The 20,690-nt window shown below is 71.2% G+C and carries 23 protein-coding genes; 6 read left to right on the forward strand and 17 right to left on the reverse strand.

The genetic code is table 11. From position 1 onward, the window contains the following. Position 1 precedes the first annotated feature (1 nt). The 8 genes from dprA to AC1Q49_RS01975 form a co-directional block, all read right to left on the reverse strand. Positions 2-1,201, reverse strand: coding sequence for a DNA-processing protein DprA (gene dprA, locus AC1Q49_RS01940; protein ID WP_492490785.1), 1,200 nt, complete (start codon positions 1,199-1,201; stop codon positions 2-4). Then, entirely contained in the window at positions 1,198-2,730 is a 1,533-nt protein-coding gene (locus AC1Q49_RS01945) for a YifB family Mg chelatase-like AAA ATPase (protein ID WP_492490786.1), read from the reverse strand. Before AC1Q49_RS01945 ends, dprA begins: the two co-directional genes overlap by 4 nt. Next, on the reverse strand, positions 2,727-3,089 hold the full coding sequence (locus AC1Q49_RS01950) for a YraN family protein (protein ID WP_101306239.1): 363 nt from the start codon (positions 3,087-3,089) through the stop codon (positions 2,727-2,729). The genes AC1Q49_RS01945 and AC1Q49_RS01950 overlap by 4 nt, the downstream gene beginning before the upstream one ends. A 117-nt stretch (positions 3,090-3,206) precedes the next feature. Then, a complete protein-coding gene (locus tag AC1Q49_RS01955) occupies positions 3,207-3,530 on the reverse strand; it encodes a DUF2469 domain-containing protein (protein ID WP_060958485.1) in 324 nt (107 codons plus the stop codon). 54 nt (positions 3,531-3,584) lie between these two features. Next, positions 3,585-4,244 (reverse strand): ribonuclease HII, encoded by a 660-nt coding sequence (gene rnhB, locus AC1Q49_RS01960; protein WP_492490787.1) that lies wholly within the window; start codon positions 4,242-4,244, stop codon positions 3,585-3,587. Next, positions 4,241-4,993: a signal peptidase I gene (lepB, locus tag AC1Q49_RS01965; RefSeq protein ID WP_060958483.1), complete on the reverse strand. Its 753-nt coding sequence runs from the start codon at positions 4,991-4,993 to the stop codon at positions 4,241-4,243. The genes rnhB and lepB overlap by 4 nt, the downstream gene beginning before the upstream one ends. 144 nt (positions 4,994-5,137) lie before the next feature. After that, positions 5,138-5,482, reverse strand: coding sequence for a 50S ribosomal protein L19 (gene rplS, locus AC1Q49_RS01970; RefSeq protein WP_060958579.1), 345 nt, complete (start codon positions 5,480-5,482; stop codon positions 5,138-5,140). A 167-nt stretch (positions 5,483-5,649) separates the two neighbouring features. Next, on the reverse strand, positions 5,650-6,144 hold the full coding sequence (locus AC1Q49_RS01975) for a hypothetical protein (protein ID WP_060958482.1): 495 nt from the start codon (positions 6,142-6,144) through the stop codon (positions 5,650-5,652). A 52-nt stretch (positions 6,145-6,196) separates the two neighbouring features. Between AC1Q49_RS01975 and map the strand changes: the two genes are divergently transcribed. Further along, positions 6,197-6,979: a type I methionyl aminopeptidase gene (gene map, locus AC1Q49_RS01980; RefSeq protein ID WP_492490788.1), complete on the forward strand. Its 783-nt coding sequence runs from the start codon at positions 6,197-6,199 to the stop codon at positions 6,977-6,979. Between the two features lie 31 nt (positions 6,980-7,010). Here the strand turns inward: map and trmD are convergent, their stop codons facing one another. The 4 genes from trmD to rpsP are packed head-to-tail and all read right to left on the reverse strand — an operon-like array spanning position 7,011 to position 8,970. Next, complete coding sequence (gene trmD / locus AC1Q49_RS01985) at positions 7,011-7,703, reverse strand: tRNA (guanosine(37)-N1)-methyltransferase TrmD (RefSeq protein WP_101306236.1); 693 nt, start codon at positions 7,701-7,703, stop codon at positions 7,011-7,013. Position 7,704: 1 nt separating this feature from the next. Further along, positions 7,705-8,313: a ribosome maturation factor RimM gene (rimM, locus tag AC1Q49_RS01990; RefSeq protein ID WP_060958479.1), complete on the reverse strand. Its 609-nt coding sequence runs from the start codon at positions 8,311-8,313 to the stop codon at positions 7,705-7,707. A 1-nt stretch (position 8,314) separates the two neighbouring features. Further along, positions 8,315-8,545 carry an RNA-binding protein gene (locus AC1Q49_RS01995; protein WP_060958478.1) on the reverse strand — a complete coding sequence of 77 codons (231 nt, stop codon included), beginning with the start codon at positions 8,543-8,545 and terminating at the stop codon, positions 8,315-8,317. Positions 8,546-8,550: 5 nt separating this feature from the next. Continuing rightward, positions 8,551-8,970 carry a 30S ribosomal protein S16 gene (gene rpsP / locus AC1Q49_RS02000; RefSeq protein WP_060958477.1) on the reverse strand — a complete coding sequence of 140 codons (420 nt, stop codon included), beginning with the start codon at positions 8,968-8,970 and terminating at the stop codon, positions 8,551-8,553. Positions 8,971-9,155: 185 nt separating this feature from the next. On the opposite strand from rpsP, the gene AC1Q49_RS02005 reads away from it, so the two are divergent. Further along, positions 9,156-10,319 carry a glutamate--cysteine ligase gene (locus AC1Q49_RS02005; protein ID WP_060958476.1) on the forward strand — a complete coding sequence of 388 codons (1,164 nt, stop codon included), beginning with the start codon at positions 9,156-9,158 and terminating at the stop codon, positions 10,317-10,319. 75 nt (positions 10,320-10,394) lie between these two features. After that, complete coding sequence (locus tag AC1Q49_RS02010; RefSeq protein WP_060958475.1) at positions 10,395-11,144, forward strand: SGNH/GDSL hydrolase family protein; 750 nt, start codon at positions 10,395-10,397, stop codon at positions 11,142-11,144. Positions 11,145-11,148: 4 nt separating this feature from the next. Here AC1Q49_RS02010 and ffh read toward each other — a convergent pair whose 3' ends face one another. Both ffh and AC1Q49_RS02020 read right to left on the reverse strand, forming a co-directional pair. Beyond that, complete coding sequence (gene ffh / locus AC1Q49_RS02015; protein WP_061781802.1) at positions 11,149-12,705, reverse strand: signal recognition particle protein; 1,557 nt, start codon at positions 12,703-12,705, stop codon at positions 11,149-11,151. Between the two features lie 32 nt (positions 12,706-12,737). Further along, positions 12,738-13,280 (reverse strand): TetR/AcrR family transcriptional regulator, encoded by a 543-nt coding sequence (locus tag AC1Q49_RS02020; protein ID WP_082808016.1) that lies wholly within the window; start codon positions 13,278-13,280, stop codon positions 12,738-12,740. A 119-nt stretch (positions 13,281-13,399) separates the two neighbouring features. On the opposite strand from AC1Q49_RS02020, the gene lipB reads away from it, so the two are divergent. Together lipB and lipA are read left to right on the forward strand one after the other, a co-directional pair. Beyond that, positions 13,400-14,047, forward strand: a complete 648-nt coding sequence (gene lipB / locus AC1Q49_RS02025) for a lipoyl(octanoyl) transferase LipB (RefSeq protein WP_492490789.1) — start codon at positions 13,400-13,402, stop codon at positions 14,045-14,047. Beyond that, complete coding sequence (lipA, locus tag AC1Q49_RS02030) at positions 14,044-15,069, forward strand: lipoyl synthase (protein ID WP_492490790.1); 1,026 nt, start codon at positions 14,044-14,046, stop codon at positions 15,067-15,069. Before lipB ends, lipA begins: the two co-directional genes overlap by 4 nt. A 107-nt stretch (positions 15,070-15,176) precedes the next feature. Here the strand turns inward: lipA and AC1Q49_RS02035 are convergent, their stop codons facing one another. Genes AC1Q49_RS02035 through smc form a run of 3 tightly spaced genes read right to left on the reverse strand, consistent with a single transcriptional unit; the run spans position 15,177 to position 20,142 of the window. Beyond that, a complete protein-coding gene (locus AC1Q49_RS02035; RefSeq protein ID WP_060958471.1) occupies positions 15,177-15,677 on the reverse strand; it encodes a DUF2004 domain-containing protein in 501 nt (166 codons plus the stop codon). 48 nt (positions 15,678-15,725) lie between these two features. Next, entirely contained in the window at positions 15,726-16,598 is an 873-nt protein-coding gene (gene ftsY / locus AC1Q49_RS02040; RefSeq protein ID WP_060958470.1) for a signal recognition particle-docking protein FtsY, read from the reverse strand. Positions 16,599-16,632: 34 nt separating this feature from the next. Further along, entirely contained in the window at positions 16,633-20,142 is a 3,510-nt protein-coding gene (gene smc, locus AC1Q49_RS02045) for a chromosome segregation protein SMC (protein ID WP_492490791.1), read from the reverse strand. Between the two features lie 392 nt (positions 20,143-20,534). On the opposite strand from smc, the gene AC1Q49_RS02050 reads away from it, so the two are divergent. After that, entirely contained in the window at positions 20,535-20,666 is a 132-nt protein-coding gene (locus tag AC1Q49_RS02050) for a hypothetical protein (RefSeq protein ID WP_255266054.1), read from the forward strand. Positions 20,667-20,690: the final 24 nt, after the last annotated feature.

The following is a 20,690-nucleotide window of genomic DNA, read 5'->3' on the forward strand; positions in this document are numbered from 1 at the left end:
CTCAGTGGCGCGGCGCCGAGGACGCCCGGCGCGCCCATCCTCCCTCGCGGCGCTCCACGGCTCCGTCGAGCTCGAGCAGGCCGAGCAGCGCGGCGACCTCCTCCGGCGCCATCCCGCATCGACGCGCGATGTCGGCGAGGAGCCGAGGGCTGCGCGAGCTGAGCGCATCCAGCACGCGCGTCCGGTCGTCCGTACGGTCGGGATCGACCTCGAGCGTCGCGTCGCCGCCGCGGCCCAGCAGCTCGAGGACGTCGGCGACACCGGTGACGCAGACGGCATCGGCCTCCCGCAGCAGACGATGGCAGCCGGCGGAGGCGGCGCTGGTCACCGGTCCCGGGACCGCGCCCAGCGGCCGACCGAGGGCGGCGGCGTGATGGGCCGTGTTCAGCGCGCCGCTGCGGTGAGCGGCCTCGACCACGACCGTCGCGTCGGTCATGGCGGCGATCAGACGGTTGCGCGCGAGGAACCTCCACTTCGTCGGGGCGCTCCCGCAGGGCACTTCGGCCACGACCGCGCCCCGGACGGCGATCTGAGAGATGAGATCCTCGTGCCCCGCCGGATAGGGACGGTCCACGCCGCCCGCGAGCACCGCGACCGTCGCGCCACCGGCGCGCAGCGCGGCCCGGTGCGCGGCCGCGTCGATGCCGTAGGCCGCTCCGGAGACGACCGTGATGCCGTCGCTCGCGCAGTCGGCGGACAGCCCAGACGCCACGTGCACGCCGTACGCCGTCGCGGCGCGCGCACCCACCACGGCGACGGCGCCCTCGGCGTCCGCCACCGCGAGCTCGCCGCGCACCCAGAAGCAGAGCGGCGCGTGCACTCCGAGGTCATCGAGCCGGTGCGGCCACGAGCTGTCGCGGGGCGTGAGGAGTGTCACGCGAGCGCGCCGCGCCGCGCTCAGTGCGCCTTCGACCGCGTCTTGTCGGAGCTGCCAGCGGCGGCGCGCCGCATGCACGTCGTCGTGATCGATCCCGGCCGCGGTCGCCGCCGCGCCGGCGGATGCCGTCGACAGCGCGGTCTCGAGCGCGTCGACGGCGCCGAGCGCGCGGATGAGCGCACCGGCGACGCCGTCGCCCGGTTCGACGAGTGTCGACCAGACCGCCGTCGCGTAGATGCGGCGCACGTCGTCGTCACCGAGTCCGTCGTCGACCAGACCCGCCAGCGCACGTCGAGCGGATGCGGCATCGGGCACGGCGCTCATCCCGCGAAGCCTTGCTTGAGGTACAGCGCACGTCCCACGTCCGAGGATTGCAGCCGGTCATGGCCCGCCAGATCGGCGACCGACCACGCCACGCGCAGCACACGGTCGTAGCCGCGCAGGGTCAGGGTGCCGCGGTGCAACGCCGTGTCGAGCGGACGTCGGATCTGCGCGTCCGGCGCGAGCGGACCGTTGCGCAGCCATGATCCGGAGACCTCGGCGTTCGTCCGCCAGGTCGTGGCGCGCAGTCGCGACCGGGCACGGTCGCGCGCCGCGACGACGCGCTCGCGGACGGTCACCGAGGAGCTGCGGAGACCGTCATCGGCGGCGCGCGTCGTCGCGACCCGCTGCAGGGACAGCGCGATGTCGATCCGATCGCGCAGCGGACCCGAGAGCTTTCCCAGATAGCGTCGGATCGCGATCGACGGGCAGGTGCACTCCGCTCCCGGCACGCCGTAGTTCCCGCACGGACAGGGGTTGGTGGCGAGGACGAGCTGGAATCGGGCCGGGAAGCTCGCCCGGAACCCGGCGCGATGGATCTCGATCGTGCCGGACTCCAAGGGCTGTCGCAGGGCGTCGAGGGCGTGGCCGGCGAACTCGCCCGCCTCGTCGAGGAAGAGCACCCCACCGCTCGCCCGCGCGATCGCGCCGGGGCGCACGGCGCGGCTGCCGCCTCCCACGAGCGCCGCCGCACTGGCGCTGTGATGGGGTGCCTCGAACGGCGGAGTGCGGCAGAGGTCGGTGACCGCCTCCCCCGCGAGCGAGCGCAGGGAGGCGGCGTGGACCGCGTCGTCGTCGTCCAGATCGGGGAGGATGCCGGGAAGGCGGCGCGCCAGCATGGTCTTGCCCGCACCGGGCGGTCCGCTCATCAGCACGTGGTGCGCACCGGCGGCGGCGACGGTGAGTGCGTCCACGGCATCGGCCTGCCCGATCACGTCCGCCAGATCCGGCGGGGGCGACGCCGCACCGCGCCGCGGAGCCGCCGGATGCGGCACGGGCTCCACCGGGACGTCGTCGACGTCGAGCCCGTGCCAGCGGGCGACGTCGCGCAGGCAGGCCGCGCCCAGCACCTCGACACCGTCCACCAGCGCCGCTTCCTCCCGGTTCGCGTGCGGCACGACCACCCTGCGCACGCCCGCACGTGCCGCCGCGGCCACGGCGGGCAGCACCCCGGTCACCGGACGCACCCGCCCGTCGAGGCCGAGCTCGCCGATGTGCACCGTGGCGGCGAGGGACGCGGCATCCATCGCGTGCTCGGTCGCGAGCGACGCAATCGCGATGGCGACGTCCAGACCGGACCCCTGCTTCGGGAGGTTCGCCGGTGACAGGTTGACGGTGAGTTTGCGTCGCGGGAGCGGCAGGTCGCTGTTCGCGCAGGCGTTGTGCACGCGCTGATGGGCCTCGCCGATGGCCTTGTCGGCGAGGCCGATGATCGAGAACCCCGGCGTCTGATTCGACAGGTCCGCCTCGACCTCGACAAGATCACCCCGCAGGCCCGTCAGCACGACGCCCCAGGTGCGGCCGACCGTCATCGCACGTCCTTCAGGTGCTCCAGCACGGCGGTGGCCGGATCGTCGCCGGTCACCCCGATCACATCCACACGCGTGCGCCGTCGACGCGAGAGGTCGGGATGCGCCGACGCCCACGCGTGGGCCAGGCGCCACAGGCGTGCGCGTTTGCGCGCGTCGACGGCGTCGAACGGGTGCCCGAACATCACCGATCGTCGTGTCTTCACCTCCACGACGACGAGGTCGCCGCCGTCGACGGCCACGATGTCGATCTCCCCCACGGCGCACCGCCAGTTGCGATCGAGGACCGTGTATCCGTTCAGCGCGAGGTGTCGCGCGGCGCGATCCTCACCCGCCCGACCGAGCTCGTCCTTGTCTGCCATGGCAGCAGACTGGCGTCATCCGCGGCCGCGCGCGGGCGCGGCGACGGGATCGGTGGACGGTCGATCGGCGTCCGGCGCTGGGGAGGAGCCGACGTCTCGTCCGGGGCGCGGGTGCGCTCAGGAGTCGAGCGAGAGCTCGTCGGGGAGTTGGAAGTCCCGGCGCTGGAGTTCCTCGACGTTGACGTCCTTGAACGTGAGCACGCGGACCGACTTCACGAACCGGTCGGCGCGGTAGATGTCCCACACCCACACGTCGGTCATGGAGATCTCGAAGTAGAAGTCGTGCTCGGTGTCGCGGCGCACGACGTTCACGTCGTTGGCGAGGTAGAACCGGCGCTCCGTCTCGATGACGTAGGCGAACTGGGAGACCACGTCGCGGTACTCCTTGTACAGCGCCAGCTCGAGTTCGCGGTCGTAATCGTCAAAGCCCTCGTCGTCCATGGTGCTCCCATCCTATGCGGGTGGCGGGGGCGGGCGGATGCCGCCGCATCCGCGTCAGAACAGCGTCGGCGCGTCGGCGATGGCCCACGACGCCCGATGATGCGCGCTCAGGCCGTGCGCGCGGATCGCATCGCGGTGCTCCAGGCTCGCGTACCCCTTGTTGCGCTCCCACCGGTAGACGGGGTGCTCGTCGTGCAGGCGCGTCATGAGGTCGTCGCGGGCGACCTTGGCGAGCACGGAGGCCGCCGCCGCCGACGCGCAGTCGCGGTCCGCCTTCACGATGGGACGCACCCGCAGACCGGACCCTCCCGCCGGGGTGATGTAGTCGTGGTTGCCGTCGAGGATGACGATCGCCTCTTCCGGGACGATGCCCGCGGCCCGGAGATCCGCGATGGCGCGCAGCGCGGCGAGGCCCAGGGCGCGGATGATCCCCACCTCGTCGATCTCCGCGGCGCTCGCCCAGCCCACCGCAGACGCATCGACCCACGCGGCCGCGCGAGCGGCCACGTCCGGGCGGCGGTGCTCGGCGACGAGCTTGGAATCGCGCAGGCCCTCGGGGATGCGGCGCCGCGCGCCGGCGGCATCCATCACCGCGGCGCCGACCGCCACCGGGCCGGCCAACGCTCCCCGCCCGACCTCGTCGCACGCGATGACAAGCGCGTGCTCCTTGAGCAGCCGGCGCTCGACCGTCAGACGCGGAGCGACGACGCTCATTCCGCTCCCGGCGCGGGCACCCCCGCGAACACCGCGTGGTGCCCGTCGATCGTGCCGAAGCGGTCGAACGGCCAGGTGATCAGGAACGCGCGCCCGACGACGTTGTCCAGCGGCACGAAGCCCTTGTTGGGCTGATCCATGTTGTAGCGCGAGTCGCGCGAGTGGTCGCGGTTGTCGCCCATGACCCACAGCGAGTTCTCCGGTACGACGACGTCGAACGGGACCGGCTGGGGCGCGCTCTGGCCCGGGGAGAGGTTCAGGTACGGGGTCTCGTCGATCGGGGTGCCGTTGACCGTCACCTGGCCGATCGCGTTGCAGCAGACCACGTGGTCGCCGCCGACGCCGATGATGCGCTTGATCAGGTGCTCGTCACTGTCGGAGGCCGTGATGCCCACGAGGGACAGCAGCCAGTCGGCGGCCTGGGCGAGCGGCGGCTGATCCGGCGTGGCCGGCGCCGCGGGGAGCCAGCCGCCCGGGTCGCGGAAGACCACCACATCACCGCGCTCGTACCCGCCGAAGCGGGGAGTGAGCTCGTCGACGAGGATGCGGTCCTTGATCAGCAGGGTCTGCTCCATCGAGCCCGACGGGATGTAGAACGACCGCACCAGGAACGTCTTGATCACGAACGAGACCACGACGGCGATCAGCACGATCACCAGCACGTCGCGCAGCAGCATCCAGATGCCTCGACGGCGGCGTTGGCGAGGAGGGAGCGCCGTGTCCGGAGCCGTGATGTTGTCCGAAGTCATGCCTGTCTTTCTCGATCTCGGAGCCGCCCGTCGGTACCGCCCCTCAAGGGTCGCACATGCGCGCGCCGTCGGCTCCACACGCCTCGCCGGGACGACGGATGCCCCGGACCGCAGAGGTCCGGGGCATCCGTGAGGAGGAACGCGTCAGCCGCGCTTCTCCTTGATCTTGGCCTTCTTGCCGCGGAGGTTCCGCAGGTAGTAGAGCTTCGCGCGGCGGACGTCACCACGGGTGACGACCTCGATGTGGTCGATCACCGGGCTGTGCACGGGGAACGTGCGCTCCACGCCGACCTGGAAGCTGATCTTGCGGACGGTGAAGGTCTCGCGCACTCCGTCTCCGGAACGGCCGATGACGACGCCCTGGAAGACCTGGATGCGGGAACGGTTGCCTTCGGTGATGTTCACGTGCACCTTGACGGTGTCACCGGGGGCGAAGGCGGGGATGTCGCTGCGCAGCGATGCCGCGTCGACGGCGTCGAGAATCTGCATGATCGTCACTTCCTGCGACCGCCACAGGTCGATCGCGAGATGGGGATGGTAAGGATTCGTGTGCCCGAGGCGATCGTTGCCGACGCCGTGCTCCCCTGAGGCAGAGCCTGTTCAGGGCACAAACAGCCATTCTGCCATGGATGCCGGGTGCATCCAAACCGCGTCGGTCAGGACGACGGGGGCGTGTTCTCGCGGATGACGATGATCTCCTCCGGCTCGGATGCGCGCGGAGCGTCGTCGCGCGCCGGGGCCACGTACCCCATGCCGGACGGCGTGCGCAGGATCGAGACCCGCGGACCGGCCTCGCGCCACAGCTGCGACAGCGACGACCACATGGCCGCGACGCCCAGCGCGACGGTCACCGCGAAGACGGGCCACCACCACCGGCCGTCGAAGACGCCGAGAGCGACGACGAGCACGTGCCACGCGCCGATCACCCCGGCATCGCGCCACGAGACGGCGCGCTCGGCGCGCACGGTGCCGCGCGCCCGCACGAGCAGCGCGAGGATCAGCTGCCACACGAACACGATCGGCGCCGACAGCAGCACCCACAGCAGCGCCCACGGGCTCGCACCGAACACGATCCAGCCGACGACCAGCCACAACGGCAGGACGAACGCCGCCGGAACGAGCCACCGGAAGAACGTCTGTCGCAGCCACATACCTTCGATGCTACGCCGGTCGGACAGAATAGATCCTGACGAAAGGATCACGATGATCGAGCTGCGCACCCCCGCCGAGATCGAGGCGATGCGTCCCGCGGGACGATTCGTCGCCGAGACGCTGGCGGCCCTCCGCGAGGACACGAAGGTCGGCACCAACCTGCTGACCATCGATCGGCGGGCGCACGAGCTCATCCGACGCGCCGGCGCGGAGTCGTGCTACATCGACTACCACCCGTCGTTCGGCGCCAGCCCGTTCGGCAAGGTGATCTGCACGTCGGTCAACGACGCCGTCCTGCACGGCCTCCCCCACGACTACGCGCTGCGCGACGGCGACCTCGTGACGCTCGACTTCGCCGTGTCGATCGACGGCTGGGTCGCCGACTCGGCGGTCTCCTTCGTCGTGGGCACGGCGCGCGACGAGGATCTGGCCCTCATCGACACGACGCAGCGCGCCCTCGACGCCGCGATCGGCGCGGCATCCGTCGGGGGGCGGATCGGCGACATCTCGCACGCGATCGCCGAGGTCGCGCGCGCCGACGGTTACGAGATCAACACCGATTTCGGCGGGCACGGAGTCGGACGCACGATGCACGGCGACCCGCACGTGCCCAACGACGGCAAGCCGAATCGCGGCTACCCGCTGCGGGCCGGACTCGTGGTCGCCCTGGAGCCGTGGTTCCTGCAGACGACCGACAAGCTCGTGACCGACCCCGACGGCTGGACCCTCCGCAGCGCCGACGGTTCGCGCGGCGCGCACGCCGAGCACACCGTCGCCATCACCGACGACGGTCCGCTGATCCTCACGGATCGCTCGTTCCTCGGCGTCGACTGAGGGGCCGATCGCGGCCGGTCCGCGGCGCCGCTCAGTCCGCCAGCAGATCCGGCCTGCGCGCGCGGGTCCGTTCGACCTGCTGCGCGCGTCGCCAATCGGCGACGCGGCCGTGGTGGCCGCTGAGCAGCACGTCGGGCACGTCGTAGCCGCGCCAGGCGGCGGGCTTCGTGTACGACGGGTACTCCAGCAGCCCGTCCTCGTGCGACTCCTCCACGAGGCTCTCGGGATTGCCCACGACGCCGGGGACGAGCCGGCCGACGGCTTCGATCATCGCCATGGCGGCGACCTCGCCCCCGTTGAGCACGTAGTCGCCGATGCTCGTCAGGCTCACTTCGCCGAGGGTGGCGGCGTAGGCGAACACGCGTTCGTCGATGCCCTCGTAGCGGCCGCAGCCGAACACCAGATGCGTCTCGGCGGACGCCCAGTCCCGCGCGGTCCGCTGCGTGAACACGGTGCCCGCGGGCGACGGGAACACGAAGCGAAGCGGCCCGTCGGCATCCGCGGCGATCGCGTCGAGCACCTCGCCCCACGGCTCCGGCTTCATGACCATCCCCGCCCCGCCGCCGTAGGGCGTGTCATCGACGGTGCGGTGACGATCGTGCGCGTAGTCGCGCAGGTCGTGCACGCGCACGTCCAGGATGCCGGCGCCACGCGCTCTGCCGAGGAGCGAGACCTCCAGCACGTCGAAGAACGCCGGGAAGATCGTGACGACGTCGATCCGCACGTCAGTCCTCGTCGGGTGCGGCCTCGGCGTCGGCGTCCGCCTCGGGGGTGTCGTCGTCGCCCGGGAGCTCCTCGAAGAGCCCGGCGGGGGGTGTCACGGTGATCGTGCCGGCGGCGATGTCGACGTCGGGGACGATCGCGGCCACGAAGGGCACGAGGATCTCATCGTCGCCGCTGAGAGGGCGCACGACGAGCAGATCCTGGGCCGGCAGGTGGTCGACGCGGATCACGCGGCCGACGGGCTCGCCGTCCCGCTGAACCGTGAGCCCGACCAGCTGGTGGTCGTACCAGGCGTCGTCCTCGGCCACGGCCGAATCGTCCTGGTCGATCCAGAGGATGGCGCGCACGATGCTCTCGGCGGCCGTCCGGTCCTCGACCTCCTCGAAGAAGGCGACGGGGTGGGAGTTCATCCAGCGGAACTCGCGCACCGTCAGCGTCTTGCCGTGCCACGGGGAGGACTCGGGGACCTGCAGGGTGAAGACGGCGCCCGGGACGAATCGTCCGTCGGGGTCGTCGGTGTACAGCTCGAGCTTGAGGGCGCCCTTCAGGCCATGGGCCTTCACGAGACGCCCGACGCGCAGCTGCGTGCGTGCGGGGCCGGCCGTCGCCATGTCAGTCGTCCGCGACGTCGACGCGGACGCGGGCACCGTCGGCGAGAGCGGACACGAGGGTGCGCAGCGCCTTGGCCGTGCGTCCGCCGCGCCCGATCACCCGACCTCGGTCGTCGGGGTGCACGCGCACCTCGAGGACGTCGCCACGCGGCGACGAGGAGGAACGGATGATGACATCCTCAGGGTGATCGACGATCCCCTTGACGATGTGTTCGAGCGCGGCGGAGAGCAACGGTCTTACTCTGCGTCGGTCTGCTCGGCCTCGGCCGGAGCCTCGACCTCGGCGGCGGGCTCTTCGGCCTTCTTCTCCGCCTTCGGCTTGATGACCGACTTCTTGGCGGAGTCGATCTGGAACTCCTCCTTGGCCGCGGCCGTCTTGACGGTCGAGACGGCGTTCGCGTCGCCCTTGAAGCGACCCCAGTCGCCCGTGAGCTTCAGCAGCGCGGCGACCTGCTCGGTCGGCTGCGCGCCGACGGACAGCCAGTACTGCGCACGCTCCGAGTCGACCTCGATGAACGACGGCTCCTCGGTGGGGTGGTACTTGCCGATCTCTTCGATCACACGACCGTCGCGCTTGGTGCGCGAGTCGGCGACGACGATGCGGTAGTAGGGCGCACGGATCTTGCCGAGGCGCTTGAGACGGATCTTGACAGCCACAATTCTCCTGAATGGTGTTGTGAGGTGATGAACGACGCTCGGGCTGTGGGGTGCACACCCGGCGGAAGCTCTAGGGTGGACGCGATCGCCGGATAGAGGGTCGAGCGAGCGGTCCAACGGTCTATTTTGCCAGATCGTGACGGATGCCGCGAACACGCCGTACTCCGCGTGTCAGACTGTGGGCCATGACGGTGCCCTTCGCGACATCCAGCCGGTCCACTGTCGGCATCGAGTGGGAGCTCATGCTCGCCGACGAGCAGACCGGGGACCTCGTCCCCCGGGCGCCGGAGATCCTCGCCGCACTGGGCGATTCCACGTCGTTGGAGCGTCACACGATCACCGGCGAGCTGCTGACGAACACGATCGAGGTCACCAGCGGCGTCGGCGACACGGTCGCGGCGGTCGTCGACGACATCGCCGATGCCATCGCGGCGATCCGCCGGGAGACCGATCCGCGGGGCATCGCGCTCCTGTGCGCCGGAAGCCATCCGTTCGCCCAGTGGTACGAGCAGGAGGTCACCGACAAGACGCGGTACCACAAGCTCATCGAGCGCACCCAGTGGTGGGGCCGCAACATGATGATCTGGGGCATCCACGTGCACGTCGGCGTCGACGACGTCAACAAGGTCTTCCCGATCATCGGTGCCCTCACCGCCTATCTGCCGCATCTGCAGGCGTTGTCGGCATCCAGCCCCTTCTGGGCCGGCGAACGCACGGGATACGCCTCGAACCGCGCCCTCGTCTTCCAGCAGCTGCCCACGGCCGGACTTCCCTGGCCGCTGACCGCGTGGCCGGAGTACGAGTCGTATCTCGACGACATGGTGCGCACGGGGGTCATGGAGGACGCCACCGAGGTCCGTTGGGACATCCGCCCGGCACCGCGCTGGGGGACGATCGAGGTGCGCGCGTGCGACGGGATGTCGACGCTTCCCGAACTGGCCGCCGTCGCGGCGCTGGTCCAGGTGCTGGTGGAGCACTTCTCGCGCGAGCTCGACGCGGGGCGCACCCTGCCCGCACTGCAGCCGTGGTTCGTCCGGGAGAACAAGTGGCGCGCGGCGCGCTACGGCACCGAGGCGCGCGTCATCGTCGATCGCGACGGAACCCAGCGCCCCGTGGCCGAGCACCTGCGCGAGACGCTCGCCGCGCTGGAGGACGTCGCTCGCGACCTGCACTGCGCGCGCGAGTTCGCGGGGGTCGGCCGCATCCTCGACGAGGGCGGCAGCTCCGCTCGTCAGCTGCTCGTCGCGGACGCGGCCGGAGGGGACCTCCGCGCCGTGGTGCACCACCTGATCCGCGAGTTCCGCGCCGGACCCACCCTGCACGAGCACCTCGCCGGCCTGGCCGACTGAGCGGCGTCGGCGCTCTCGGCCCGCGCATCGGATCACCCGGGCGTGTTCACACCGGGCGGAGCCTAGAGTGAAGCGGTGCGCACCCGCAGGCTCGTTCCGGTCGCCGCCGTCTCCGGCGCCGTCATCGCCGTGGCAGCGCTCGCCCTGTCCGGGTGCGCCGCGGCGGTTCCGGACGGCTCCGCCGACGCGCGGCGCCCGGAGGCCGCCCGCGACGCGCCGACCGCCGCCCCGGTGCCCGCCGCACGCGCGGCCGCGCCGAGTGCGACCGGTGGCCTCGTGGTCACCATCGGCGACTCGATCATGGCCGGGCTCGGTCTCGACGAGGACGAGGCCTGGCCCGCGCTGCTGGCGCGCGACACCGGCGCGGACATCGTGAACCTGTCGTGCAGCGGCGCGGGCTTCACGATCGAGGGCGACTGCGGCGATGATCTCGGCGGCCTGGTCGACGAGGCCATCGCGATGGACCCGGCGGTGGTCATCATCCAGTCCTCCGACAACGACCTGGACGCGGCGCAGGACGAGATCGACGACGCCACGCGGGCGGCCGTCGACCGGCTCCGCGCCGGCCTCCCGGATGCGCGACTGATCGGCATCGACACCCTCTGGCACATCGACGACGACGAGCCCGACGCGATCGGCTGGGCCAGCGACGCCCTGCAGAGCGCCCTCGACGCCGACGACGGTGTCTTCGTCTCCATCGGGCAGCCGTTGCGCGGACGACCCGACCTGCTGCAGTGGGACGGCGAACATCCCACCGCCGAGGGACAGGTCGTCCTGGCGGATGCCGTGGAGGCCGCCCTCGACGAGGCCGGCATCACCCTCTGACGGGTCAGCCCTTCCCGAAGAGCTTCTGGATCTCCGCGAGCTCCGCCTCGGTCGGCTGCGGCGCGGAGGCGCCGAGGCCGAAGCCCGACCCGGCGGGACCGCTCGGCGCCGCGGCCGCGAGGCCCGCGTTCTCGGCGGCGCGCTTGGCCGGGTTGCCGGAGCGGGAGCCGCTGCGCGCCTTCTGCTTGCCGCCCCGCTTGCTCGACGCGCCGGGCCTTCCGCCCACCGGCCCCATGCCCGGGATGTTGGGCACTCCGCCCCGTGCGACGGTCTTCATCATCTTGGCAGCCTGCTCGAAGCGCTGCACGAGCTGGTTGACATCGGTGACGGTCATCCCCGAGCCGCGCGCGATCCGCAGGCGACGGGAGCCGTTGAGCACCTTGGGGTTGCGGCGCTCCCCCGGGGTCATGGAGCGGATGATCGCCTCGGTGCGGTCGATCTCGCGGTCGTCGAAGTTCTCCAGCTGCTGCTTCATCTGGCCCATGCCCGGCAGCATGCCGAGCATCTTCTTCATCGACCCCATCTTCTTCATCTGCTGAAGCTGGTCGAGGAAGTCCTCGAGGGTGAACTGCTCGGTCGCGAGCTTCTCGGCGACCTTGCGCGCCTCCTCCTCGTCGAAGGCCTGCTGCGCCTGCTCGATGAGGGTGAGGATGTCGCCGAGGTCGAGGATGCGGCTGGCCATGCGATCGGGGTGGAAGGCCTCGAGGTCCTCGAGGTTCTCGCCCGTCGAGGCGAAGATGATCGGGCGGCCCGTCACGGACGCGACCGAGAGGGCCGCGCCGCCGCGAGAGTCGCCGTCGAGCTTGCTGAGCACCACACCGGTGAAATCGACGCCCTCCTGGAACGCCTTGGCGGTGTTCACGGCATCCTGACCGGTGAGCGCGTCGATCACGAACAGCACTTCGTCGGGATCGGTGGCCGTGCGGATGTCCGCGGCCTGCTTCATGAGCTCGGCATCCACACCCAGGCGACCGGCGGTGTCGATGATGACCACGTCGTGCTGCTGGCGGCGCGCGGTCTCGACGCCGTCGCGGGCGACCCGCACGGGGTCGCCGACGCCGTTGCCCGGCTCCGGCGCGTAGATCGCCGCACCGGCGCGCTCGGCGACGACCTGGAGCTGGTTGACGGCGTTCGGACGCTGGAGGTCGGCGGCCACGAGCAACGGGGTGTGCCCGTCCTTCTCGAGCTGCTTCGCGAGCTTGCCGGCGAAGGTCGTCTTGCCCGATCCCTGGAGACCGGCCAGCATGATGACGGTCGGCGGGTTCTTCGCGAACTGCAGCCGGCGCTGCTGACCGCCGAGGATCGCGACGAGCTCTTCGTTGACGATCTGGACGACCTGCTGCGCGGGGTTGAGTGCCCGGTTCACCTCGTCGCCGAGGGCGCGTTCGCGCACCTTCGCGGTGAACTCCTTGACCACGATCAGCGCGACGTCGGCGTCGAGGAGGGCCCGACGGATCTCGCGGACCGTCCCGTCGACGTCGGCGGGCGTGAGCTTGCCCTTGGTGCGCAGATTGCGGAAGGTCTCTGTCAGCCGATCGCTGAGGGTGCCGAAAGTCGCCATGATGCCCCGATTCTACGGGACCGGCCTCGCCCTCAGCCCTTCGCGAGCGCCAGCGCGTCCTCCCAGAGCGGTGCGAGCGCCGACCGTCCCGGTCCCGCGACCGCCCATGCCCAGACGGCGGCGAGCAGGGCGCCGGCCAGCGCGCCGCCGCGGACGTCCGCGGCGAGACGACCCGCGCCGCGGTCCACGAGCCCGTCGCTGACGGCGCGCGCCAGCCGGGCCGTGCGCAGCGCTCGTTCCGTGGCGAGGTCGGCCTCCATGCCCATCGCGGCCGCGTGCGTGATCGCGAGGGCCAGGCTGTCGGGGGCGAAGCCGTCCACGAGTGCCCGCAGGGCCGACACCGGGTCGGCGCCGGCCGCGAGCGTCGCGCACGCCGTGTCGGCGCGTTCGTCGAATCCGCTCCAGAGGACGTCGGCCTTGGAGGAGAAGTAGTTGAAGAAGGTGGAGCGGCTGACTCCGGCGCGTGTCGTGATGTCGGCGACGGTGGTCTCGGCGTAGCCGCGTTCGAGGAACAGCTCCGAGGCGGCCTCGGCGATCGTCGCCCGAGATGTGGCGCGCGGGCGACCGGAGCTCATCCCCTCACCCTACTGGGGCGTATTGTGGGTTCCCGATCGTGTTTTTAGACGCCGTGCAGAAATGATGCCACCAGCATCCCGTTCTGCCTCCTCACCCACCGACACCGGAGGAGCACACCATGCTCGATGTGCAGACCGTGGGCCTCGCGCCCGATCTCGTCCCCTACACGGACGGCTGGAGCCTGCAGCGGGAGATCCACGCCGGCGTCGTCGCCGGGGAACGCCCCGACACGCTGCTTCTGCTCGAGCACGAGCCCGTCTTCACCGCGGGCGCGCGCACGGCCCGCAACGAGCGTCCCACCGACGGCACGCCCGTCGTCGACGTCGACCGCGGAGGGAAGATCACCTGGCACGGCCCGGGGCAGCTCGTCGGCTACCCGATCGTGCGGCTGACCGAGCCGGTCGACGTCGTCGCCCACGTGCGTCGCATCGAGCAGATCCTCATCGAGGTGCTCTCCGGCCTCGGCGTCGAGGGCTACCGCGTCGAGGGGCGCAGCGGCGTGTGGGTGCGTCGCCCCCTTTCTGAGGACAAGATCGCCGCCATCGGGGTGCGCGTGCAGCGCGGTGTCACGATGCACGGGTTCGCCCTCAACTGCGACAACTCCCTCCTGCCCTTCTCCCAGATCGTCCCGTGCGGCATCTCGGATGCCGGAGTCACGACGATCAGCGGGGTGCTCGGGCGCGACGTCTCCCCCGCCGACGTGCAGGATCTCGTGGCCGATGCCTTCCGGGCGTCGTTCGTCCAGGCCGCGGAGGTCGCGGCATGAGCGCGTGCGGCGTGACCCCCAGCGGCGACACCGGTCCGGCCAACGCGCCGGAGGGCCGCAAGCTCCTGCGTCTGGAGGTGCGCAACGCCCAGACGCCGATCGAGCGCAAGCCCGAGTGGATCCGCACGAAGGCGAAGATGGGCCCCGAGTACCAGGCCCTGCAGTCGCTCGTGAAGGACGAGGGACTGCACACCGTGTGCCAAGAAGCGGGCTGCCCCAACATCTACGAGTGCTGGGAGGATCGCGAGGCGACCTTCCTCATCGGCGGCTCGCAGTGCACACGGCGCTGCGACTTCTGTCAGATCGACACCGGCAAGCCGGCGGACTACGACACCGATGAGCCCCGGCGCGTCGCGGACAGCGTGCGCAGGATGCAGCTGCGGTATGCCACGGTCACCTGCGTGGCCCGCGACGACCTCCCCGACGGCGGTGCGTGGCTGAACGCCGAGACCATCCGTCAGATCCACGCCGTCAACCCGGGAACCGGTGTGGAGCTGCTCGCGACCGACTTCAACGGCGAGCCAGGTCTCCTCGACGAGGTCTTCGCCGCGCGCCCCGAGGTGTTCGCCCACAACGTCGAGACGGTGCCGCGCATCTTCAAGCGCATCCGCCCCGCATTCCGCTACGAGCGCTCGCTCGATGTGCTCACCCAGGCGCGCGCGGCCGGGCTGATCACCAAGTCGAACCTCATCCTCGGCATGGGCGAGGAGCCGGAGGAGGTCGTCCAGGCCCTCCAGGACCTTCACGACGCCGGCACCGACATCATCACGATCACGCAGTACCTCCGCCCGACGCCCCGCCACCTGCCGGTGGCGCGGTGGGTGCGTCCGCAGGAGTTCGTGGAGTTCAAGGAGGAGGCGGAGCGGATCGGGTTCCTGGGCGTCCTCGCCGGTCCGCTCGTGCGCTCCTCCTACCGAGCCGGCCGCCTCTGGGCGCAGTCGATGACGGCGAAGGGCCGTGAGATCCCGGCGCACCTGTCGCACCTCGCCGACGCACAGCTGGGATTCGCCCAGGCCGTCTGACGCCGCCGCTCCGCGCGCGAGCCGCTACTGCGCGTCCGAACCGCCATCGCGCGTGCCGTCCGGGCTGTAGCGGCTCGGCCAGGGCGTAGCGGCTCGCGGGCGGGGGGTCAGTCGGCGCTCGTGACCGACTGGACGTCGCCGTCGCTGGTGAGGTTGACCAGCAGCACCTCGTCGGTGGCGTCCGGGTCGAGCGCGTACTCGAGCACGGCGAAGGGGTCGGAACCGCCGTGCTCGTCGGCGAGGATCGTCATGCTCACCAGCTGCAGCGAGCGGATGATGTCGATGTGCACGTCGCCGGAGATGTCGACGAGCACGTCCTCGAGGTCGTCTCCGAGGGTCTCCTGCTGCTGCAGCAGGTACTCCGTCACCTCGCTCGTGCGGTCGTCCAGCTCCGCCACCATGGCGTTCCGGGCCTGCAGGTCGATCTGCTCGAGCGCGTTGATCATGGCCGCGGCGACGTCGAGCGCGGCCGCGGACACGTCGTCCTGATCGGGCGCCGTGAGGTCCACCGTCACGCGCTGATCCGCGAAGTCGACCACCTCGGACCAGAAGATCGATCCGTCGGGCCCGGACTCCAGCAGTCCGAAGTAGTCGTGCTCGATCGCCATGTCCCTATGCAACCACCCTCGGCGCCCGTGCGCGACCCCGCGGCGTCATCAGTCGACGAGCGCGGCGGCGAAGACGTGCGGCGTGAAGCCGGTGAGGTCTCCGATGCCTTCGCCCTGTCCCAGGAGCTTCACGGGGATGCCGGTGCGCTCCTGCACCGCCAGCACGAACCCGCCCTTCGCCGAGCCGTCGAGCTTGGTGATCACCAGTCCCGTGACGCCGGCGTGCTCGAGGAACGCCTCCGCCTGCATGACGCCGTTCTGTCCCGTCGTGGCGTCGAGGACGAGGAGCACCTCGCTGATGGGGGCCTGCTTCTCGATCACCCGACGGATCTTCGTCAGCTCGTCCATGAGGCCGCCCTTGGTGTGCAGGCGTCCCGCGGTGTCGACGAGCACGATCTCGGTGCCGTGGGCCTTCGCGTAGTCGATCGTCTGGAAGGCCACGGATGCCGGATCCTGCCCCTCCTGCTGCGGGCGGACGATCGTCGCTCCCCCGCGTTCGGCCCACGTCGCCAGCTGGTCGACCGCGGCGGCACGGAAGGTGTCCGCTGCGCCGACGACGACCGAGCGGCCGTAGCGCTGCAGGAACTTCGCGAACTTGCCGATCGTGGTCGTCTTGCCCACGCCGTTGACGCCGACGACGAGCACCACCGCCGGGCGCTCCGTGAGCCGCAGCGTCGTGTCGAACTTCGCGAAGTGCTCTTCGAGGGTCTCCCTCAGCATCCGCTGCAGATCGCGCGGGTCGGTCGTGCGGAAGCGGTCGACCTTCTCGTGCAGCTCGTCGATGATGCGTTCGGTGATGTCTGGGCCGAAGTCCGCGGTCAGCAGTGCCGTCTCCAGGTCGTCCCAGGTGTTCTCGTCGATCGTGGGCTTGACGAACATGCCGCGCAGAGCGCGACCGAGCGACCAGGGATTCTCCGCCATGACTTCAGCCTAGATGCCCGCGCGGCGCACGCCGTCAGGCGCTCTCGCGCTCGCGCACCCGCTGGCCGACGACGGCGGAGACGCCGTCCTGACGCATGGAGACGCCGTAGAGGGCGTCGGCGATCTCCATCGTGCGCTTCTGGTGGGTGATCACGATCAGCTGGCTGGACGCACGGAGTCGTTCGAACACGCCCAGGAGCCGGCCGAGGTTGGCGTCGTCGAGCGCCGCCTCGACCTCGTCGAGGATGTAGAACGGGCTGGGCCTGGCCATGAAGATCGCCGTCAGGAGCGCCACCGCGGCGAGCGAGCGCTCACCGCCGGAGAGCAGCGACAGGCGCTCGATCTTCTTCCCCACGGGGCGCACGGCGACCTCGATGCCGGTCGTGAGCGGGTTGTCGGGGTCGGTCAGCGAGATGCTCCCCGAGCCTCCGGGGAAGAGGATCGGGAACACTTCGCCGAACGCGACGCGGGTGTCCTCGAACGCCGCGACGAAGATCGTCTGCATCCGCTCGTCGAGCTCGGCGATGATCGTCTGCAGATCGGAGCGCGTCTGCACCAGATCGGCGAGCTGCTCCGTGAGGAACGCGTGGCGCTGCTCGAGCGCCGCATACTCCTCGAGCGCGAGCGGGTTCACCCTGCCCAGCTGCACGAGCTTGCGTTCGGCCTCCTGGAGACGCTTTCGCTGGGCGGCACGGTCGTACGTCTCCGGCGGCGTGTCGTCCCCGGTGGGGATCGGCACGTCGGGACCGTATTCCGTGACGAGAATATTCTCGTCCAGGCTCAGTTCGGAGGCGACCCGCTCGAGCAGGCTCGTCACGTGGAGGCGCTTCTCGTGCATCTGGAGCTCGAGGCCGTGGACGCTCTCGGTGAGACGGCTGAGGCGTTCGCGGACGGTCGCCTCCTCCGCCCGGAGGGTCGTGAGCTCCGCGGTCAACGCGGTGCGCGCCTGCTCGGCGAGCTGCAGCTCCACGCGAGCCTGCGTCACAGACCGGTCGACCGAGTCGAGCACGGGAGGCAGCGCGTCGGCGACGTCGGCGGCGAGCTCCCGCTGCGCACGGCGGATCACGGCGCGACGCGCGGCCTCTGCCGCCGCGGCGCGCTCCCGCTCGCGCTGACGCACCAGCTGATCGACGCGGGCCTCACCCGCCCGTACCCGTTCGCGGAGCGTCTCGACGTCGAGACGGGCACGCATCTCCCGGTCGCGCGCGGCCTCGAGGGCGTCGAGGAGACCGTCGCGTGCGGAGGCGTCGAGCATCGGGCGGGGTGCCTGCTGTGCACTCTCCAGCGCGTCGTTCGCCGCACGCGCCGCCTTCTCGGCATCCGCGACGGCGGCCGACGCCTGCGCGAGGCCCGCCTCGAGGCGTTCGCACTCCGCGACGGCCGCCTCGTGGCGCACCGTCGCACGATTGACCTGCTCGGTGTGGGCGGCGAGGGCGGCGTCGTGCTCCCTGAGGCTCTGCAGCGCGTCGCGGGTTCGGGTGCGCGCCGCGTTCCACCCGTCCTGCGCCTCGGCCAGGGCTTCGCGCAGCGAGTCGGCGACCACGGTGATCTCCGACAGGCGCTCCGCGGCCGCGTCGCGCTCGGCGGCCAGCTCCAGGCGGGACCGGCCGGCGCCCGACCCGGCCCGCATCGTGTACTCGGTCACCACCTCGCCGAGACGGGTGACGACGGTCACGGGCAGGCCGCCGTTCGCCGCCGCCAGAGCGCGTCCGGCGGCGTGCGCGGAGTCGAGGTCCTCGACGATGGCGACCCTCGACAGGATGCCGAGGATGCCGTCGGGGGCGGTGACGACGTCCCGGGCGCTCACCGCCGCGGTGCCGGCGACGGCCAGAGCGGATCCGGCGGAGAGATCGGCGACGGCGATGTCGACCCGCCCGAGATCGGCGGCGCCCGCGGCACGCGCGAGCGCGACGGCCGCTTCCACGTCGTCGACGAGCACGCCCTCGGCGAGGGCGCCGAGGGCGGCCGCGATCGCCGCCTCGTAGCCCGGGCGCACCTTCACGTCGTCACCGACGAGTCCGCGGATGCCGGTGCCACCGCGGGCGATGAGCTCGGCCGCGGCGTTGCGAACGTCGAGCGCGCGCCCGAGGGCCGCGGTCTGGGCCGTGAGCGACTCGCGCTCGCGTTCCGACGCGTGCAGGCGCTCGCGCAACGCGGTCACCTCGTTCTCCGCCGTCGTCGCGTCGCGCTGCGCACGCTCGTACGCGGCGGTGTGCTCGGCCGAGGAGCCTTCCGCCGAGAGATCGGGATCCACCCCGGCAAGCACCTCGGCCGCCTCCGATCGCCGCGCGAGCGCCGCATCCAGGGCACGCTGCTGACGCTCGACCGCCGCGCGCACGGCGTCGAGGCGGGACGCGGCGGCATCCGCGGCACCGCGCAGCTTCGTGAGACGCATGTCGTGGGCGGAGACCAGAGCGCTCTGCGCGGCGATGTCGGCGTCCAGCGCGTCGAGCTCGGCGCGGGCGCGCATCACGTCGCGCGCCGCCGCCTCCGCGGCATCCTGAGCACCGCCCAGGCCCGCGGAGATCTCGTCGATCTCGGCGCGCGCCTCATCGATCGCGGACTGGCTGACGGTCGCCACCTCGATGCCGAGTGTACCGTCGTCCTCCAGGAGCGCCAGCCGCTGGCCGGCCAGGGAGAAGAGTCCGCGCAGGCGCTCCTGCACGCGTTCGAGGCCGAAGGCGACGGCCCGGGCGCCGTCGACGGCCTCGGAACGCTGCTGGGCCTCCAGCGCGTCGATCCGCAGCTTCAGCTGCTCGGACGAGTCCTGGAGCACGAGCCGCTCCGCGCTGCGTTCCTGCTCGTTGCGGGCGTGGTCGGCCAGCTGCGCCCGCAGCCCCACGAGTTCGTCGGCGAACAGGCGCGCCTTCGCATCACGCACGACCGCGGCGATCGTCGCGGCCTCTCGGGCGATCTCGGCCTGCTTCCCGAGCGGCTTGAGCTGCCGGCGCAGCTCGCCCGCGAGGTCGCTCAACCGCGTCAGGTTCGCTTCCATCGCCTCGAGCTTGCGGAGCGTCTTCTCCTTGCGGCGGCGGTGCTTGAGGATGCCCGCGGCTTCCTCGATGAAGCCGCGCCGGTCCTCCGGACTCGCCTGCAGCACGCTGTCGAGCCGGCCCTGGCCGACGATGACGTGCATCTCGCGTCCGAGCCCCGAGTCGCTGAGCAGCTCCTGCACGTCGAGGAGGCGACAGCCGACCCCGTTGATGGCGTACTCGCTCGTGCCGTTGCGGAAGAGGGTGCGGCTGATGGTCACTTCGCTGTACTCAATCGGCAGCGCGCCGTCGCTGTTGTCGATCGTCAGCTGCACCTCGGCACGGCCGAGGGGTCCGCGGGTGGAGGTCCCGGCGAAGATGACGTCTTCCATCTTGCCGCCGCGGAGGGTCTTCGCCCCCTGCTCGCCCATCACCCAGGCCAGGGCGTCGACGACGTTCGACTTCCCCGATCCGTTGGGGCCGACGATGCAGGTCACACCGGGCTCGAGTGCGAAGGTGGTCGGCTGCGCGAACGACTTGAAGCCCTTGAGCGTCAGGCTCTTCAGGTGCATTCGGGCGTCCTCCAGGGGTGGGTGTGCGAACCACGCTATCGGAACGACACGCGAACGCCGGCTTGACGCGCGACGAGAACAGCCGCTATCGTCACAGATCGCGTCTGAAGTCGAGAAAGGAGGTCCCCGACATGATTCGTTTGAACGCCACCGGCAGCGCCGCTTTCGCGATGCGCGCCCTTCCGTTCCGTGAGCCGACGGGGACCGTCTCCTTCGACGCCTTCCGCGGCGTCTGCTGACGCGAACACAGGAGAACTCCGCCCGTCACGCGGGCGAGAGCGACCTCGCGCAGTCCTCCGGCACCGACGTCCACGTTGCGTGTGCCCACCGCCGTAGCCCGGCCAGACACCTGCCCTCGCGCGCATCTGCGCGCACTCACCGAAAGCACCACGATGCATACCTTCATCGCGTCGGTTCTGCACGCCAACGATCCCGAACGCCGCCGCATCCGTCTCGCCGAGCGCGAGCGCGAGCAGCGCGAGCTCGAATGGCAGCGCCGCCGACAGATCCTTCCGTATCTCTGACCCGCGCCCGGGGGCGACGACGAC

It is taken from the genome of Microbacterium sp. MPR-TSA4 (assembly GCF_058792815.1).